Below are 16545 nucleotides of genomic sequence, written 5' to 3' on the forward strand. Positions count from 1 at the left end.
AACACTTTGTATTTATATGTAATTTTACATTGAAACACTTTAAAAAAATAAGGCACTTTCGTATCATTTAGTAAGTACTAGCAAACTAAATTAACGAAGTGCCTTAAATTTAATGATTAGAACATGATTCAACTCACTCTACTAAGATCATTGTAAGTCTTATCTCAATGAACGATATTGAGAGTCATGTGCTTAATAACACCCTTATGATTAAACTAAATATGATTTGAACATCCAATTGTGTTTATCAACAGAATTTTTCATTCCGATGAACATATCTTCTGATACATCATCGCCAGCTTCTCCTGCTACTTCAATAGATTTAACTAATTGCTCTGAGATATTTGTTAAATCTTTTGAGAATGCTTCTACCATTTGTTCTGCTGAGTAGTTTTTACCCGCTTCATCAACGATTGAAATGTCTAAGCTTTCTTTTAATGTTCCAACTGGATTACCGCCAATTGCTAAAATACGTTCAGCTAAGTCATCTACATATTGACTTGCTTCGTTATATAACTCTTCAAATTTCTCATGTAATGAGAAGAAATTAGGACCTTTAACGTACCAATGGAAATTGTGTAATTTTGTATAAGCTACTGTCCAGTTCGCAACTTGTTGGTTTAATTCTTTTACTACATCTTGTTGACTCATTATATTCTCTCCTTGTTTATCACTATTTTTTCTCTTTATTACAATTATTATTATATTATAATTATTATAATCTGTAAATAGATATATTCATCTTTTTTTATGATGATTTTATTCGTAAGTTAAAAACCTTTACATGGTATATTAAAAGCCATTTATCTGCATTTGAAAGGTAATTTGAACTATCATTCAAATCATTTTATTATCATTAGTGTATATGAAATTATCAATTAAAATCAAAAATTATCAATTAACCTCGATTATCGTCAATAAAGAAAGTTTTTTCATATTCATTAGGTTGGTGCCAATGTGTCTTCCACATTCTATTTCGATTATTAGCAAATAAATTATAAGCCCCATCTCTAATAGGACGTGGCGTAACTTTGAGCAACCATCCTAACCACTTATAATCAGTAGTTGCAAGTATAAGACTCGCTATAGCATTAGATTTGAATTCTAAATGTCGACCACGTTGTAATATAACGCTGTTTTTATTTAATGCTTCTGGATGCTGTTCAAATAAATGATGCGCTGATTCACTCTTTAAGGTTGCAAATTCATAGCTTTTAGGAAGTCCGTGTTGTATTAACCAAATACAATAGTTATAGCAATACACACAATTACCGTCATAATAAATAATTGGCATCTTCTATCACCTTCCATTACTTCTTAGTATTCATATTCCATGATTTGACTTATGTTAAACACTAAAAGTGATACAGATAAGGTTTAACTTTATTGTGACGCCGTTGTAAATCAGTTAATCGACTACATCTATATTATTTCTAATAAATAAAAAAGAGTGGACTAGAATTCCTTTCGAATTCATTGTCCACTCACTAGAACTAAAATAACCATACTATGATAACTGTTTCAGATTAGCCAACTTCTATTAACATAGAAAATAGTTAATCTTGGCGTTCTCTGAATTCCAGCCATTTTATTTATTCATGATTTACTTTAACAATTCTTGTATATTTAAGAAATTGTTTTGAGTATTTACGTTTAATATCCTCTAATCGATCATATGTTACGCCAATAATATGCCAGTTTGGATTGAAATGGTAGAATGAATCTTTTTCTCTTGACCACTTAACCATTTGTCCTTCTTTATTATACCTAGGTAATGTCACTTCATACCCTTCAAGTACATTAATATATGTTTGAAATATATCAGGGTCAATTCTATTAAAGTTATCAATGACTAAGTAACTTTTATCATTTTTAGGCATCAATTGTGTAATAAACCCTTCACGATAATATAATGCACCAGCTTCATTTGGTAAATACTTACCATACAACATATCTTCCGTAAAATCTGGATGCCCACTCGTAATCACAGGGTTAGCATTTGTCTTTTGTAGTAAATTATTCGCTGCTTTCAATCCTTCTTCACGCTGTTCTACTACTAATAATATAAAAGGTTTAATACCTTCTTCATGATGGTCTGTATCAATTTCTGTTTTCTTAATCGTTTCAAAAGGCGTTTTGATGCCATCATTGTTGCTCATTTCAATAATTGCATCATACTGTGTTTGGCTCATGCTTGCGATAGCTTGCTTCGCATTTTCTTGTAAGAAATACAGATTTTTTAACTTAGGATGTTTGTTCAATGCACCTAAAGTTACAGGGGTAATATGTTTATCATAGTATATTTCAATGGCTGTACTGTTGGTTCTACCTGGAATCGGTGGTTTCTCATGAATATGTCGAGATACCTCTCCAATGCCTACCACTGACTGATTCTCGTATTTATTATAGAATACAAGGTTATCTCCCACTTCTAATTGATTATAAAAGTGATAGCCATTGCGTTTGATGCCATTATAAGTGTGTGTATAAATCGTATAATATTCACCCGGCTCAAATGACTCAGTTTCAGATAGGAAGAAATAACGTGGAAGTTTTTCTTCGCCTTTGCCTAATGAAACAATTAAATCATATTCTTCTTTAGTTAATTGATTAATTAATGTTTCACGCATGTTGTTCATGCGAAAATCGAGTGTCTCACTACGCTTTAAATAATCTGTTGTTAATGGCTTTAATAATTCGTTAAATTTAAATTCAACTCTTATTTTATTTTGAGCGCCTGTTTGTACGCTAATGATCTCACCAATACCAAGTAATCCAGTATCCGTTTGGACTTGATAAAATATAACTTGATCACCTGTTTTGGCTTTTTTAAAAGCTCTAAAACCTTGGGTAGGATTAAACTGGGCGCCAGATTCAAATAAAGTTGTTTGACCTACTAAAGGCTCGTTATGATTCCATCTCGTATAGCCACAATTAAGCCAAAAGTAATTTATTTCTTCTTCCATAGTGGATCTCCTTTAAATGTATTCTTATAAATCAATATGTATCCCTATTTATTGTAATATTTAAATTTTTAAAGTTACTTAAGTTATGCTTTAAATCTTAACATATCGACGTAATTTTATGTTTAATTTTTTTTATATTCTATCACATTTTAATAAGTTGCAAAAAAATAGAGCAAACATTCAGAATCAATGACCAATTAATTCTAAATATTTCCCCTATACAAGTTATTGCTGTGCAAGTAAGCTACCTAACAATGGCATTAAATTAATCATAATGCCTCCAAGTTTCAATAATCCACTGATTTCTTTATCTTTAAATGTAATGATTGCACTTATAATACCTAAAATTGCAACAACTCTAGGAATCGTAAGCGAAGGATATTGTGGCATATTGAAGAAAACACCTGCTCCTGCAATCACACCACATACTAAGGAAATATATAAAAACTGTTTCAACACTCACACTCCTTTAGTAAATAAATGACATAAATATAAAATGAAATATTAGATATAACTAATAATTAATGTAAAGTCTCCTTCAAAAACGCTATCTAAATCTTCTGAAGTTAACACGAAGTTAGAACCTTTTTGAATTTTAAAGATTTCGCCATCAACAATCATTTGTCCATCACCATTAAGGACAGAAACAAGACAAAATTCTCTTGGTTTCATATAATTTAGCGTTCCACTGACTTCCCATTTCACCATTGTAAAGAAATCATTAGACACAATGTGACTACACTTATGATTTTCAATAATTTCATTTTCCGGAACAATACTTGATAATTCTTGAGAATATTGAATGACATCTAATGCTTTATCGATATTCAGAGAAGAAGGTTGATCACGTTCTCTATCATAATCATATAGTCTATATGTAATATCTGAAGACTGCATTGTTTCATATACTGTAATTCCTGCACCAATTGAATGTACCGTGCCAGCAGGAATAAAGTAAAATTCTCCAGGTTGTACGTTTACCTTTTTGAGTGTTTCCATGAATTTATCTTGTTCGATTTGCTCTTCTAATTCTTCTTTTGAGTTAACTGATGTACCAATAATCACTTCAGCATCTTCTTCAGCATCGATAATGTACCAACATTCTGATTTGCCATATTGCCCATTTTCATATTCATAAGCATAAGAATCATCTGGGTGAACATGAATCGATAATGGTTCCTTAGCATCAACGATTTTACATAGTAAAGGAAAATCCTTACTCGGAAAGTCTCCAAATAGTTCTCTATGTTGCGTCCATACTTGATCTAAAGTTTGTCCTGCATAAGGACCATTAAGAATCATACTTTTACCATTTGGGTGTGCTGAAATTCCCCAGCATTCTCCAACTGATTCGCTTGGAATGTCGTAATTAAATTGTTTTAGTTTATTACCGCCCCAAATTTTGTCGTGAAAAACAGGCTTTAAAAATAATGGCATAATTGCACCCCCTAAAACCGTTAAAGGCCGTATTCTCTATTTCTAAAGTAAATAATAATTTGCTGTTTAATATGTATTAAAACTTAAAAGTCAATTATGTAAGCGTTGAATTATAGTCATGCTAAAGGATGAACATGACCTATATAATCACTCGTATCTTTATTATATCAACTTTAGTCCTATTTTAATAGAAATTATTAAAACGATAAAAGAAGTGGTCGTGGGATTGACGTTCAATTTGCTAGGCCCACGACCACTAATACAAGGATGACTAGCGCTAAAAAAAGTTAGTTTAATTATTACTCAATACTGTTAACTACTGCGATTAAGCAATACAGCTTCTTATTTTCACCTTTTAACATAGTCACATAATGTGTATACAAAATAGTCATCCTTAAAATTTACTTATTCATATGAAGATAATGCTTCACGAATTGATTGATTACCGGAAACAACTTGAAATTCTTTGTTCACAAATTTGTTATCTGATGTTGCAACTTCTTTTAACACGCTTGCTACATCCTCTCTAGGTATAGCACCTCTACCATCAAAATATAATGCAGTTTCAATTTTAGAAGTACCTTCTTTATCTTCTAAAGCACCTGGGTGGACAATCGTATAATTTAATCCAGAATTAATTAAATGCTCATCAGCGTAATGTTTTGCGATCGTGTAGGGTTTTAAATCACCACTTGCATCAAATGCTTCTCGACGGGCATCATACGTTGATACCATAATGTAGTGCTTGATATTAGCTTGTTTACTTGCTTCAATAGTTTTAATTGCACCATCTAAATCTACAATAATTGTTTTATCTGCACCTGTACTGCCACCAGAACCTACTGAGAATATCACTTTATCAAAGCCTTTAAATGTTTGAGTTAAGTCTTCAATACTATCTTTTTCAACATCGACCAATGTTGCTTTAATATCCTCTTGTTTTAATGATTCTACTTGCTCATTTTTTCTAACACCAGCTGTGAAGTCAACATTATCTTCTTTTAATTGTCTAACTAATTTTGAACCTACGCCACCATTAGCACCTATTACTAATAAACTCATATAAATCGGCCTCCTTATTAAATCTATATCCTTGCTTTAACCACTTTCAGGAAAATTAAAACGTCAGTCATTTTTTTGACATAGATATCATAATGTATTAAATTAATATATGAACATATTTTCATATATTAATAAGAGGTGTTTCACATGACGGTTCATGTTAACGATTCAAATGAAGAAGCTATTTTGAAACAAACAACAGAAATTTTCAAAGCTTTAAGTGATTACAATAGGCTAAGAATTCTTCGCTTGCTAGATCAATCAGAGGCAAGTGTTGGGCATATTACACACACGCTAAATTTAAGTCAATCTAACGTGTCTCATCAGCTCAAAATCCTTAAACAAGCAAGACTTGTTAAATCTTTAAGGCAAGACCAGTCAAAAATTTATTCGCTTGATGATCAACATGTTTCTACGTTATTGAAACAAGCCATTCATCATACAATACATCTAAGAGGTGACCATTCATATGACTAATCATTCGCACTCACACTCACATGTTCATACGAATAATAAAAAGATACTAAGTATTTCATTTATAATCATTGGGCTTTTCATGGTAATAGAAATTGTAGGTGGCTTTATTGCCAATAGTTTAGCATTATTATCTGATGGGTTACATATGTTTAGTGACACGGTTTCACTAGGTGTCGCGCTGATTGCCTTTATTTACGCTGAAAAGAATGCTACATCAACTAAAACATTTGGTTATAAACGCTTCGAAGTATTAGCTGCATTATTTAACGGCGTAACTTTATTTGTCATCAGTATAATTATCATTGTCGAGGCAATTAAAAGATTTTTTGTACCACCTGAAGTTCAATCAACAGAAATGTTTATCATTAGTTTAATTGGTTTAATTGTTAACATTGTTGTAGCTATTATCATGTTTAGAGGTGGCGATACATCACATAATTTAAATATGCGTGGTGCATTTGTCCATGTTCTCGGAGATCTATTAGGTTCTGTAGGGGCAATTATTGCTTCAATTCTAATTTGGTCATTTAACTTTACCATTGCAGATCCAATTGCAAGCATATTAGTCTCACTATTAATTTTGAAAAGTGCTTTTGGTATTACACAATCATCGATTAACATTTTAATGGAAGGGACACCTTCCGACATTGATTTAGAACAAGTCATTTTCACCATTATGCATCATGAGGAAATACAGAATGTTCATGACTATCATGTATGGACCATTTCCAATGATATGAATGCATTAAGTTGCCATGCAGTCGTAGATAAATCACTTACGATGGATGCGTGTGAACAATTACTTAAACGAATAGAACATGACTTAGCACATCTCAATATTCAACATATGACGATACAATTAGAAACACCAAAACATCAACATGATGACACTATATTATGCTCTGGTGCCATGCATCATCATACACATTAAAATAATTTTATTAGATATTAATCAAGGGTTGGACTATGAATTCAATTAGAATTCTGTCCAACCCCTATTTCATTGCTTATAGAAAATGGTCAAATATAAGTTGCTTTGCTGGTACTTGTTTTTCGTCAAAACCTTGTAAATATTCTTCATTATCATAAGGAAGTTTTATTCTTTCAATTGAGAACTCATTATCATTAATCGTTACGATACCGTAAACTGCATTAGCCCCATTATTTAGACCTACAGCACCAGGATTATAGTAAATCGTTTCATTATCATCATATAAATGCATCTGATGATTGTGACCAAATGCAATTAAATCAGCATCTTTATCTTTGAACAGCTCAATGATATTGTCTTTACTATTCTCAGTGATCGGACTAAATGGTTGTTCTTCAATGCCAGTTTCTAATTTTTGATTTTCAATTTCATAATGAATGAATAGTAATTTTTTCCCACAAATTGTTTTTTCAATGTATCTTGGCAATAAGTTGATTTGGTCGTAATAATCCTCATCCATATGACTCTCTATCCATTGATGATGTTCATAAAATTTATCCTTTAAGTCTTCTGGATAAGGCGTGCCATTTACTAATGACATAACCGCTTCATCATGATTACCAGCAATAATTTCCATATCATCACGATCAAATATGATATCTAATACTTTATTTGTTTCATGACCAATTCCGATATTGTCCCCAAGATTATAAATTTTATCAATATCTTCTCTATTATCAATATCATCTAAGACAGTTTGTAATGCATCGAAATTACCATGCACATCTGTAATAATCGCGAATTTCATGATGATATCTCCTTTCAAAATTTAATCATTAGCATATTTTAACACTTAATCTTGAAATATGTTAGATATTATTTTAAAAAAAGTATAAATTTTGATATTGTATTTATATTAAAGTAAAGGAGTGCTTATATTTGTTCAAATATCATAGTTTGGCATTAAAAAATGCTAAGCCGCAAATTCTTAAGACGATTCTATTTAGTATCGTAAGTTTTATTGTAGTATTTGCGGTTTTTACTGTTGCTAGAACTTTCTTTATGCAGTATTTCATGCAAATGCAACTAGCAGCACAATTTCAACAATCATCGGGTCCATATTTAATAATTATGATCCTAGCTTTATTACTGGGATTACTATTCTTTGTATTTGCTGGTTATCAATTACTAGCAGGTGCAATTAAAGTTATCGCTAAAGCAATTTCAAGAGAAGATGTTCATTTTAGTGATTTAGTCGTAGCTTTTAAAAAAGGTAAATATGGTAAGAGTTTACTTCTATCATTAATTACCATTGGATTATTTATCGTGATGTACTTAATTATAGTAGCATTAAATTATTTATTTAATTTAGCTTTAACGCCTTTATTTACATCATTACAGTCAGCAGTCAGTGCATCTGACAATGCTATTGCTATTTTACTAACGATTCAAATTATAATTTTAATTATCATTGGTTTAATAACATCAATCGTATCTTGGTTCTTTTTCATACTAATGATTAATTATACTGTGTCATTAGTGCGTGAATCTAATCATAGCGCTATTTCTCACTTTAAAAATGGCTTTAAAGGAATTAAAAATGGTCATAAAACATGGTTAAAATTCTTTATTGCTGTGCTTTTAATCAATTTAATTATTATTATCATTACACAACCGCTTGGGACAATTCTTTCTGTAGCAACAGGTAATATGTCTCAAAAAGTTGCTACAGTTATTTTATATGTAGCACAAATCATCATTATTGTATTACGTTTAATCCTTTATTATATTATTATCATGGGTGTAGTACAGTACTTCTTAAAACGTGGTGAAACATTAAGTACGACACCAAAAGAGAAGAAAACTAAACGTAACAAAGCAACGCGTAAAAATGATACGTTAAGTAAACAAATTAATGATGATAAAGCGCATCAATCCACTAAAGACGTTGCAAATGATCATTCAAATAAAATGAAGCGCAATGTTGAACAAAAATCTGAAAATATTAAAGATGAAGCTAGTAAAAATCTAAATAAAGATAAATAATATAAATAAGGTGGAACCTATGCCAGTGAGGGGTTCCACCTTATTTTTTATCGATATTATTTTAAAAATTTACTTTCTAAGAATAATGCAGCACCATCTTCTTCATTCGTAAATTCCGTTACCTCATCAGTAATTTCTTGTATTTCTGATCGTGCATTTTTCATGGCAACACTATACCCTCCAAATGCAAACATAGCTCTATCATTATCACTATCTCCTATAACTAGTGTATCCTCTTGTTTAATGTTGAAATGGTCGATCATTTCTTTAATACCTGTTCCTTTATCTGTATGCTGCGCCATTGTTTCAGCGTTAAATCTTGATGAATTAGAAACACTAATATTTAAAAGAACTTGGTTCTGAATAAGTTCATCTCTGAAAGTAGTTATTTTCTCTAAGTTTGTTGTAAATAAATAAATTTTAGCATAGTTATCGTCAGGTATATGATCTTTCCAATCAATCTTACCAGCCATTGCATCTCGTCTAGATTTCCATTCACTTTCACTTACATGATTCGGCGGTGTATCACCTTTAATCATTTCTTGCATCCAAGCTTCATCTTCCTTTAGTGCTATTCTTGAGCCATTAAACGGGAATACTTCATAATATATTTCCTGTTGTTGCGCTAATGACACGATTCGTTTAACACTTTCAGTTGATAAACAATGCATAAATAGGTTATCGCCATTGATTTCCCCACTTGTACCATTTGAACTAATGATGCCATCGACTTCAAATTGAGGTGGCACAAGTTGATTAATTTCAGAATAAGAGCGCCCTGTTGCTAGGAATACTTTATATCCTTTTGCTCTTAAATCATCAATAACTGTTTTTGTTTTAATTGAAGCTTGATTATCTTCATGTAAAATCGTTCCATCCATATCTAGAAAAATCGCTTTGATATTATTCAATGTCATATCGCTTTCTCCTTTAAGTATCTTTTATAAAATTGTGGCATTATTTGATGAAATGTGCAATGACCTTACTTTTTTTAATATAAAGAATATCGTTGTTTATCATTTACGCCGACGTACGTTTTTCCATCGAAATCAACATGATACCACCTCATAACATTACAATTGTAAGATAATTCCGATATTTTATCAAAGTATCACTTGCATACATTATTGTGTGGTTAGATGTATAAAAAAAGAGCAAGCCCAAATCCAAATGAATTTGTGATCTTGCTCCATTGAATGTATTTTAAACGAATGTAGTCCTATTTCCTAAAACTCAAATGAACTATTCAACTGTAACTGATTTAGCTAGGTTACGAGGTTTATCTACATCTAAGCCTCTGTGTAACGCTGCATAGTATGCAATTAATTGTAACGTAACAACTGATACAAGTGGTGTTAACAATTCGTGTACATGAGGGATGACATACGTATCTCCATCTTTTTCTAAACCTTCCATTGAGATAATACAAGGCTTAGCACCACGTGCAACAACCTCTTTAACATTACCACGAATAGATAAGTTAACCTTTTCTTGTGTAGAAAGTGCGATAACTGGTGTACCATCTTCAATTAAGGCTATTGTACCGTGTTTAAGTTCTCCACCAGCAAATCCTTCAGCTTGAATGTAAGAAATTTCTTTTAACTTTAATGAACCCTCAAGGCTGACATTATAATCCATTGTACGACCAATAAAGAACGCATTACGTGTTGTTTCTAAGAAATCTTTAGCAATTTGTTCCATTTTAGGTGTATCATCAACGATTGTCTCAATAGCAGTTGTTACTTTAGCTAATTCTCTTAATAAATCAATATCATTATCTCGACCATGTGCTTTGGCTACAACTTGAGATAAAATTGATAAAACTGCGATTTGAGCTGTATATGCTTTCGTAGATGCAACTGCAATTTCAGGACCAGCATGTAATAATAATGTATGATCTGCTTCACGTGATAATGTTGAACCAGCTACATTTGTAACCGTTAATGATTTATAACCTAATTTGTTAGTTTCAACTAATACCGCACGACTGTCTGCAGTTTCCCCCGATTGAGAAATATAGATGAATAAAGGTTTTTCAGACAATAATGGCATATTATAAACAAACTCAGAAGCTACATGAACTTCAGTTGGTACGCCAGCCCATTTTTCTAAGTATTCTTTACCTACTAATCCAGCGTGATAGCTTGTTCCTGCAGCAATAATATAAATACGATCTGCAGCGGCAACATCTTTAATAATTTCTGGATCAATTTTCAAGTCGCCATTTTCATCTTCGTATTCTTGAATAATACGACGCATAACTGCTGGTTGTTCATTAATTTCTTTAAGCATATAGTGGTCATAGATACCTTTTTCAGCGTCTGATGCATCAATTTGAGCCGTATACGTATCACGATCTTGAACATTACCATCTTGATCTTTAATGATTACACTATCTTTCTTAACGATAACGATTTCATGGTCATGAATTTCTTTATATTCATTCGTAACTTTAATCATAGCTAATGCGTCTGAGGCAATAACATTGAAGCCTTCGCCAACACCAACTAATAAAGGTGATTTATTTTTAGCTACATAAATCGTGTCTCTATCTTGGTTATCAAGTAAACCTAATGCATATGAACCATGTAATAAAGATACAACTTTAGAGAAAGCTTCTTCAGTTTCTAAACCTTTATTTGAAAAGTATTCAACTAACTGAACAATGACTTCTGTATCCGTCTCAGATTGGAATGTTACATCTGCTAAGTACTCACTTTTTAATTCTTCGTAGTTTTCAATGACACCATTATGAACTAATGTGAAACGTTCACTATTAGATTGATGTGGATGTGAGTTAACAGTACTTGGTACACCGTGAGTAGCCCAACGTGTGTGACCGATACCAACATGCCCATCCGTATCATTATTGTCAGCAACTTTTCTTAATTCTGCAATACGACCTTTTTCTTTAAATACAGTTGTACCATTATCATTTGCAACTGCAATACCAGCTGAATCATATCCTCTGTATTCTAATTTTTCTAATCCCGATAATAGCAATTCTTTTGCATTATCATATCCGATATATCCTACAATTCCGCACATAAATTTTTCCTCCGTTAAATATAGCTTGAAAATTTTATCTGTTATATAAAATTTAAATAGGTTAAGAGATTTTACAACTTTGTAATTATCTTTTAGATAATATCTTTTAATATTGATATTTTATCTTTATCTTATTTACCCTATTAAGCCATATTATATTTCTAAGATTTTTTTAAATTTAGGCATTCTTATTATTTTTGTGCATTTAGTTACCTAAATATTTTAAATAATAAGCTAACGAATGAGCCACATCCGGAATAGCATCCGCCGATAAGTTCGATGACTATTCTCCTCGTCTGCAATAATATAAAATGTTCTACAATAGTTCTCATATTTAACTTTTGATCATTGAAACACTTATATATTGCCCTGGCGCTTTGTAATTATTTTTATACTATCCTCCTTCCAATATTATTTATTTTACACTTTTCAGATAAATGAATGCAAACAATTTCCAACCTTTTTAGCGAAAAATAAAAATAAATATATTTTATAATTTTCAAAAATAGGTAAAAATTAATCTTTATTATTAAATTAATGCTAAACAATATAGCAATCAACAGAATGTAAGCACTTTCACTGCAATATATCTATTAAAAAACCTCCAAAGTTACAATTTAATGTATACTTTGAAGGTTTATAGTGTACGATATAAATTATTATTCTAAGCCCATTTTTGCTTGTACTTCGTCAGCAATACGTTGAGCAAAACGTTGCGCGTCTTCATCAGTTGAAGCTTCAACCATAACACGAACTAATGGTTCAGTACCTGAAGGTCTAACTAAAATTCTACCTTCACCGTTCATTTCAGTTTCAACTTCATTCATTACATTTTTAACATCTTCATTATCTTCAACATGGTGTTTATCTGTAACTTTAACATTAATTAAAGACTGAGGATACTTTTTCATTTGCGCAGCTAACTCACTTAGTGGTTTGCCACTCATTTTAATTACGGCAGCTAATTGAACACCTGTTAGTAAACCATCACCTGTCGTATTGTAATCCATCATAACAATGTGACCTGATTGTTCACCACCTAAGTTGTAATTTCCTTTTCTCATTTCTTCTACTACGTATCGATCTCCAACTTTTGTTTTATTAGATTTGATACCTTCATTTTCAAGTGCTTTATAGAAGCCTAAGTTACTCATTACAGTAGAAACAATCATGTCATTGTTTAATTCTTGATTTTTATGCATTTCTTGACCAATTACAAACATAATTTGGTCCCCGTCATTGATATTACCTTTTTCATCAACAGCAATTAAACGATCTCCATCTCCATCAAATGCTAAACCAAAGTCGCTTTCAGTTTCTAGAACCTTTTCAGCTAACAATTCAGGATGTGTTGATCCACAATTGTCATTAATATTATAACCATCAGGACTACAACCAATAGTTTCAGTATCTGCTTCTAAATCTCCAAATAAGAAAGGCGCTAGTGCTGATGTAGAACCATTTGCACCATCTAATGTTATTTTTAATCCTTCTAAATTAACATCAATTGTTGATTTTAAGTAACTTAAATATTTTTGAGCACCTTCAAAGTAATCTGAAAAATGAACAATATCTGTACCAACTGGTCGTGGTAAATCCGGATTTTCTTGATCTAATAATGCTTCTATTTCTTCTTCTTGAGCATCTGATAATTTGAAGCCATCTGCTCCGAAAAACTTAATGCCGTTATCAGCAACAGGGTTATGTGACGCCGAAATCATAACACCTAATTCAGCACCCATTTCTCTAGTAAGATAAGCTACGCCGGGTGTAGATATTACACCCAATCTCATAACTTCTGCACCAATTGAAGCTAAACCTGCAATTAAAGCAGATTCTAGCATTTCGCCTGATACACGTGTATCTCTACCTACTAAAACTTTAGGTCTATCAGCATCCTCGTTATGTGCTAATACATAGCCACCATAACGGCCTAACTTAAATGCTAATTCAGGTGTTAACTCTTTATTAGCTATACCTCTTACTCCATCCGTACCAAAATATTTTCCCATTATAAATACTCCTTTATAAAATGTTTTAGTTTAAACTTATATGTGCTGTTATGTCATCTGGATCAGCTTTTTTCACTTTATCTGGTAATTGCAATTGAACGTTCTGATCTGTCGATTCTGTAATATTATCAAGATCAACTGTCGCTTCTATCTCATTAATATCTTGCAAATCATCTCTGTTACCATAAATTTCAATTTCTTCTTCATCAAGCGTTATATTATCTAAACTAGCACCATTAGGTAAACTACCTTTTTGCTTGATTTTAACTTTAACCTTTTTACTATACTCTTGAAGTTTAACATTGAGTTTTACTTCATTTGGTTGAATATTAACATCCAATTTATTTAATGATTTATCAAATGCAGTTACATCTGCAACATCCGATGTGTCTTGACTTAATTTATTTGCATCCTTAAAAGTCGCTTTTAAGTATGCAATTTTCTTAAGTTGTTCTCTACCACCTGTTACTTTAACTGAATTAGGCTCTACAGAACTATCTCTAACTTTATAATTTGGGTCAATATCATCTTTACCTATATCTGCCTGAACATGCATCGTTTTCGTTTCTTTGTCTTCTAAAGTGACATAAGCTTGTTTCGGTTTAACATTATAATTGATATCATTACTCAAGCCTTTAACAATGTAATCCTCTTTATACTTTCCTGCTTTAGCGTTCGATAAATCTACTGCAACTTTAATATCGTCCGTATTTTCAATTTTAATTAACTTAGACTGTGGGCCTGAAACAGTTACATTAACCGTCTCAGGCGCTTTAGTTACATGTAAATCCTTAGAATTATAAATTATCTCTACTGGTACATCTTCAATTGTTTTAGATGAATTTTGTGATAAATTATCATTATTGAAAATGTTACCAAACACATTATTAACTGATAAATAGAAAAAGATTGCTAATAAAAGTGCAATAAATCTAAGACCCCATTTGCTCTCTAGCATCTTATTTCACACCTTTCTTTTGAAAGCGTGTTCCAAACCAATGTTCGGCTAATAATTCTTCAAATACCTCACTCGAGATATCTCTACGTAATTTGCCATCAAATGTTACTGATATCGATCCCGTTTCCTCTGAAACAACGATTGTAAATGCATCTGAGACTTCAGAAATACCTACTGCTGCTCTATGTCTAGTACCTAGACTTTTAGAAATTTTAGCACTATCTGATAACGGTAAGTAACTCGCTGCACTCGCAATCTTAGAATTTTGAATTATCATTGCACCATCGTGTAACGGTGTATTCGGTATAAAGACATTAATTAATAATTCTTGTGATATTTCAGAATTCATCGCTATACCCGTTTCAATATAATCCTGCAATCCCGTTTCCTTTTCAAATACGATTAAAGCACCTATACGTCTTTTAGCCATATACTGAACAGCCTTTGAAACTGCTTGAATTAACTTTTCTTCATCATGACTGTATGTATTAGTATAACGTTTAAATAAGCTTCCACGACCCAACTGCTCTAATGCTCTTCTAATTTCTGGTTGGAAAATGACAATAAGTGCAAGTACCCCCCATTGAATTACGATATCAAAAAGCTTAGATGTGGCAGTTAAATTTAGAATTTTACTCACTTGTTGCCCAATAACAATAAAAAGTATACCTTTGAGTAATTGAATCGCCTTGGTTCCTTTAAATACAGTAATGAGAAGATAAAGGACATACCATACTATAAGTAAATCCAGCACACTCGTTACAATTTTTAATGTACTAAGATTATCAAAAAAGTTGGAAAAATCCATAGCATCTCCTCCGAATATTTTTTCCATAGTCATAATTATACCAATGATAGTGACAACTGTCATATGTGCAAACACATTGTATTAAAAAAAATAATAAGTATATAACATCATTCTTTTCAAACTCATTCTATCCCTTTTCATAAATATTATGAATACAATATGTTAAAAACTTTTATATTATAGTATTGTTCAAAAACACAAAAAAAGCACTCCTATTTAGGAGTGCTAGTGAGTGAGCCATAGAGGATTCGAACCTCTGACCCTCTGATTAAAAGTCAGATGCTCTACCAACTGAGCTAATGGCTCTAATGGCTGGGCTAGCTGGATTCGAACCAGCGCGTGACGGAGTCAAAGTCCGTTGCCTTACCGCTTGGCTATAGCCCATTAGAATGGTGGAGGGGGGCAGATTCGAACTGCCGAACCCGAAGGAGCGGATTTACAGTCCGCCGCGTTTAGCCACTTCGCTACCCCTCCGAAATATAAATGGTGGAGAATGACGGGTTCGAACCGCCGACCCTCTGCTTGTAAGGCAGATGCTCTCCCAGCTGAGCTAATTCTCCAACATGGTGACTCCTACGGGACTCGAACCCGTGTTACCGCCGTGAAAGGGCGGTGTCTTAACCGCTTGACCAAGGAGCCATGGCTCCGCAGGTAGGATTCGAACCTACGACCGATCGGTTAACAGCCGATAGCTCTACCACTGAGCTACTGCGGAATAATTTGAAATGCCTGGCAATGTCCTACTCTAGCGGAACGTAAATCCAACTACCATCGGCGCTAAGGAGCTTAACTTCTGTGTT

15 protein-coding genes and 6 tRNA genes are annotated in these 16545 nt (G+C 32.3%); 3 read left to right on the top strand and 18 right to left on the bottom strand.

Features of this window, described 5'->3' with window-relative positions:
• Nucleotides 1-210: 210 nt before the first annotated feature.
• From AK212_RS12630 to AK212_RS12655, 6 genes are all read right to left on the bottom strand, one after another.
• Nucleotides 211-654: a Dps family protein gene (locus AK212_RS12630; protein WP_142237146.1), complete on the bottom strand. Its 444-nt coding sequence runs from the start codon at nucleotides 652-654 to the stop codon at nucleotides 211-213.
• A 244-nt stretch (nucleotides 655-898) separates the two neighbouring features.
• Nucleotides 899-1294: a thiol-disulfide oxidoreductase DCC family protein gene (locus AK212_RS12635; protein WP_053031505.1), complete on the bottom strand. Its 396-nt coding sequence runs from the start codon at nucleotides 1292-1294 to the stop codon at nucleotides 899-901.
• A gap of 298 nt (nucleotides 1295-1592) precedes the next feature.
• The gene (locus AK212_RS12640; RefSeq protein WP_053031506.1) at nucleotides 1593-2966 is read right to left on the bottom strand and encodes an EVE domain-containing protein; all 1374 of its coding nucleotides are present in this window, start codon (nucleotides 2964-2966) and stop codon (nucleotides 1593-1595) included.
• A gap of 225 nt (nucleotides 2967-3191) precedes the next feature.
• Nucleotides 3192-3422 carry a hypothetical protein gene (locus AK212_RS12645; protein WP_053031508.1) on the bottom strand — a complete coding sequence of 77 codons (231 nt, stop codon included), beginning with the start codon at nucleotides 3420-3422 and terminating at the stop codon, nucleotides 3192-3194.
• Nucleotides 3423-3470: 48 nt separating this feature from the next.
• Complete coding sequence (locus AK212_RS12650) at nucleotides 3471-4403, bottom strand: type I phosphomannose isomerase catalytic subunit (RefSeq protein ID WP_053031510.1); 933 nt, start codon at nucleotides 4401-4403, stop codon at nucleotides 3471-3473.
• Between the two features lie 405 nt (nucleotides 4404-4808).
• A complete protein-coding gene (locus tag AK212_RS12655; RefSeq protein WP_053031512.1) occupies nucleotides 4809-5465 on the bottom strand; it encodes an SDR family oxidoreductase in 657 nt (218 codons plus the stop codon).
• Nucleotides 5466-5612: 147 nt separating this feature from the next.
• On the opposite strand from AK212_RS12655, the gene AK212_RS12660 reads away from it, so the two are divergent.
• Both AK212_RS12660 and czrB read left to right on the top strand, forming a co-directional pair.
• A complete protein-coding gene (locus AK212_RS12660; protein ID WP_053031514.1) occupies nucleotides 5613-5942 on the top strand; it encodes an ArsR/SmtB family transcription factor in 330 nt (109 codons plus the stop codon).
• Complete coding sequence (gene czrB / locus AK212_RS12665; protein WP_053031516.1) at nucleotides 5935-6873, top strand: CDF family zinc efflux transporter CzrB; 939 nt, start codon at nucleotides 5935-5937, stop codon at nucleotides 6871-6873. The genes AK212_RS12660 and czrB overlap by 8 nt, the downstream gene beginning before the upstream one ends.
• A gap of 76 nt (nucleotides 6874-6949) precedes the next feature.
• On the opposite strand, the gene AK212_RS12670 is transcribed toward czrB, so the two are convergent.
• Nucleotides 6950-7681 carry a metallophosphoesterase family protein gene (locus AK212_RS12670; RefSeq protein WP_053031518.1) on the bottom strand — a complete coding sequence of 244 codons (732 nt, stop codon included), beginning with the start codon at nucleotides 7679-7681 and terminating at the stop codon, nucleotides 6950-6952.
• A gap of 131 nt (nucleotides 7682-7812) precedes the next feature.
• Between AK212_RS12670 and AK212_RS12675 the strand changes: the two genes are divergently transcribed.
• Nucleotides 7813-8919 carry a lytic transglycosylase gene (locus AK212_RS12675; protein WP_053031521.1) on the top strand — a complete coding sequence of 369 codons (1107 nt, stop codon included), beginning with the start codon at nucleotides 7813-7815 and terminating at the stop codon, nucleotides 8917-8919.
• 56 nt (nucleotides 8920-8975) lie between these two features.
• Here AK212_RS12675 and AK212_RS12680 read toward each other — a convergent pair whose 3' ends face one another.
• The 11 genes from AK212_RS12680 to AK212_RS12730 form a co-directional block, all read right to left on the bottom strand.
• Entirely contained in the window at nucleotides 8976-9830 is an 855-nt protein-coding gene (locus AK212_RS12680) for an HAD family hydrolase (protein ID WP_231119788.1), read from the bottom strand.
• Between the two features lie 331 nt (nucleotides 9831-10161).
• Nucleotides 10162-11967 (bottom strand): glutamine--fructose-6-phosphate transaminase (isomerizing), encoded by a 1806-nt coding sequence (gene glmS / locus AK212_RS12685; RefSeq protein ID WP_053031525.1) that lies wholly within the window; start codon nucleotides 11965-11967, stop codon nucleotides 10162-10164.
• A gap of 659 nt (nucleotides 11968-12626) precedes the next feature.
• Nucleotides 12627-13979, bottom strand: coding sequence for a phosphoglucosamine mutase (glmM, locus tag AK212_RS12690; RefSeq protein ID WP_053031527.1), 1353 nt, complete (start codon nucleotides 13977-13979; stop codon nucleotides 12627-12629).
• Nucleotides 13980-14004: 25 nt separating this feature from the next.
• The gene (locus tag AK212_RS12695; protein WP_053031529.1) at nucleotides 14005-14937 is read right to left on the bottom strand and encodes a CdaR family protein; all 933 of its coding nucleotides are present in this window, start codon (nucleotides 14935-14937) and stop codon (nucleotides 14005-14007) included.
• A gap of 1 nt (nucleotide 14938) precedes the next feature.
• The gene (gene cdaA, locus AK212_RS12700; RefSeq protein WP_053031531.1) at nucleotides 14939-15745 is read right to left on the bottom strand and encodes a diadenylate cyclase CdaA; all 807 of its coding nucleotides are present in this window, start codon (nucleotides 15743-15745) and stop codon (nucleotides 14939-14941) included.
• Between the two features lie 233 nt (nucleotides 15746-15978).
• Nucleotides 15979-16051, bottom strand: a tRNA-Lys gene (locus AK212_RS12705).
• Nucleotides 16052-16054: 3 nt separating this feature from the next.
• Nucleotides 16055-16129 (bottom strand) — tRNA-Gln (locus tag AK212_RS12710).
• Nucleotides 16130-16135: 6 nt separating this feature from the next.
• Nucleotides 16136-16219 (bottom strand) — tRNA-Tyr (locus AK212_RS12715).
• A gap of 10 nt (nucleotides 16220-16229) precedes the next feature.
• Nucleotides 16230-16305, bottom strand: a tRNA-Val gene (locus AK212_RS12720).
• Between the two features lie 4 nt (nucleotides 16306-16309).
• Nucleotides 16310-16384 (bottom strand) — tRNA-Glu (locus AK212_RS12725).
• Nucleotide 16385: 1 nt separating this feature from the next.
• Nucleotides 16386-16460, bottom strand: a tRNA-Asn gene (locus AK212_RS12730).
• Between the last annotated feature and the right edge of the window lie 85 nt (nucleotides 16461-16545).

The sequence above is a fragment of the Staphylococcus borealis genome, assembly GCF_001224225.1.
In the GTDB taxonomy this organism is placed as follows: Bacteria; Bacillota; Bacilli; order Staphylococcales; family Staphylococcaceae; genus Staphylococcus; species Staphylococcus borealis.

Coding starts and splice junctions, on each gene's coding strand:
- glmM (WP_053031527.1), bottom strand. CDS start 13,979: ATGGGAAAATATTTTGGTACGGATGGAGTAAGAGGTATAGCTAATAAA.
- AK212_RS12635 (WP_053031505.1), bottom strand. CDS start 1,294: ATGCCAATTATTTATTATGACGGTAATTGTGTGTATTGCTATAACTAT.
- AK212_RS12695 (WP_053031529.1), bottom strand. CDS start 14,937: ATGCTAGAGAGCAAATGGGGTCTTAGATTTATTGCACTTTTATTAGCA.
- AK212_RS12660 (WP_053031514.1), top strand. CDS start 5,613: ATGACGGTTCATGTTAACGATTCAAATGAAGAAGCTATTTTGAAACAA.
- AK212_RS12655 (WP_053031512.1), bottom strand. CDS start 5,465: ATGAGTTTATTAGTAATAGGTGCTAATGGTGGCGTAGGTTCAAAATTA.
- AK212_RS12650 (WP_053031510.1), bottom strand. CDS start 4,403: ATGCCATTATTTTTAAAGCCTGTTTTTCACGACAAAATTTGGGGCGGT.
- glmS (WP_053031525.1), bottom strand. CDS start 11,967: ATGTGCGGAATTGTAGGATATATCGGATATGATAATGCAAAAGAATTG.
- cdaA (WP_053031531.1), bottom strand. CDS start 15,745: ATGGATTTTTCCAACTTTTTTGATAATCTTAGTACATTAAAAATTGTA.
- czrB (WP_053031516.1), top strand. CDS start 5,935: ATGACTAATCATTCGCACTCACACTCACATGTTCATACGAATAATAAA.
- AK212_RS12670 (WP_053031518.1), bottom strand. CDS start 7,681: ATGAAATTCGCGATTATTACAGATGTGCATGGTAATTTCGATGCATTA.
- AK212_RS12640 (WP_053031506.1), bottom strand. CDS start 2,966: ATGGAAGAAGAAATAAATTACTTTTGGCTTAATTGTGGCTATACGAGA.